This is a genomic window from Ruegeria profundi (assembly GCF_001507545.1).
Classification (GTDB): domain Bacteria; phylum Pseudomonadota; class Alphaproteobacteria; order Rhodobacterales; family Rhodobacteraceae; genus Ruegeria; species Ruegeria profundi.
Genome location: NZ_LQBP01000030.1, coordinates 1 through 1,180, shown reverse-complemented (window position 1 = coordinate 1,180; position 1,180 = coordinate 1). Strand labels below are relative to the sequence as shown.

The following is a 1,180-nucleotide window of genomic DNA, read 5'->3' as shown; positions in this document are numbered from 1 at the left end:
AGCCACAATCCCCATAGCACCGAAATCTGCCCGCGCTTTCCTCCTTGTCAGATTTATCGCCGCTGCAGCTCACGCTGACAGCAGCCACAAACCTTAGACAATGCAGACGTCGCTGTTGATACACATCAATGCGAACCAAAGCAGTTCGTGGTGTAGCAAAGGTCCGTCAATAATGACCAATTTGTTAACGAAATGACTGTCTCGGCGGCGACCTCAAAACAAGGCCTAGCAATCCAATTCGAACTGACCGATGTCACTTATGAATCGCATTGAAACAATCATGTTGTTGAACCACCTACCCGTCTGTCGTTTTTCCTTGGCTACAAGCTCTCTGAGTGCCGCCCGATATGACGCGAATCGATCCGTAACCAACTTCTCCGCTGTGCCGTGTTGCTTCATCAATTTCTTGAGGAATTTCAGTGCGCGGCTTTGTTTCGGCGCTATGTGACGGCGGCTTCGAGCACCTCACCTTCGTGATCTACGGCCCGCCAGAGGTAGTGTCTCTTGCCATTCATCTTCACGAAGACTTCGTCGATATGCCACTTCGATTTTGAGTACGCCCGAAGTTGCTGTATCCGTTTTCTGCGCATTTTCGACGCGACCATTGGGCCAGAACGGTTCCACTAGTAGCGGACAGTTTCATGACTTACTTCGATACCGCGCTCATGTAGCAGGTCTTCGACGTTTCGAAGCGACAGTGGAAACCGAACGTATATCATCACCACGAAACGAATGATCTCGCGACTGGTTTGAAATACTTGAATGGCGATCGATTTTTATGGCAGGAGACCAGGAAAGCCCCTTGCCCGCCTCAACCCAACTTCTTCTGGCAAGACCCTGCAACTTAATCGAATTCGTTTTCGGTGACTTTCTTGATAGGCCGACGCTTGGCAATGTCGACTTTTCTCTTATTACCAATTACTTAAACTATTTTGAAACGTCACTGATTTCTGACACAATCGACTTCCAAAATCTCAACAAATAGGTAAATCGCGTCATTCAATTCTGACCCAGACTTCAAGCATTTCTGACCCAATAACGATAGCCGCCACTCATTGACGCTCCGGCGAAGGTCTGTTGAGAGCCGAGGGTGTGTGGAAACTCGCGTAATTTCTCCTTGCTGAAGGTTTTCTGCCGTCTACGTCGGCCAGCCTCGGTTTATGGGCGACATTGGCGCCCT

The 1,180-nt window shown here is 49.2% G+C and carries 1 pseudogene; it reads right to left on the bottom strand.

Going from position 1 to position 1,180, the window contains the following annotated elements:
* Positions 1-282: 282 nt before the first annotated feature.
* A pseudogene (locus AVO44_RS20515) lies at positions 283-793 on the bottom strand (IS6 family transposase); the annotation flags it as partial.
* Positions 794-1,180 lie beyond the last annotated feature (387 nt).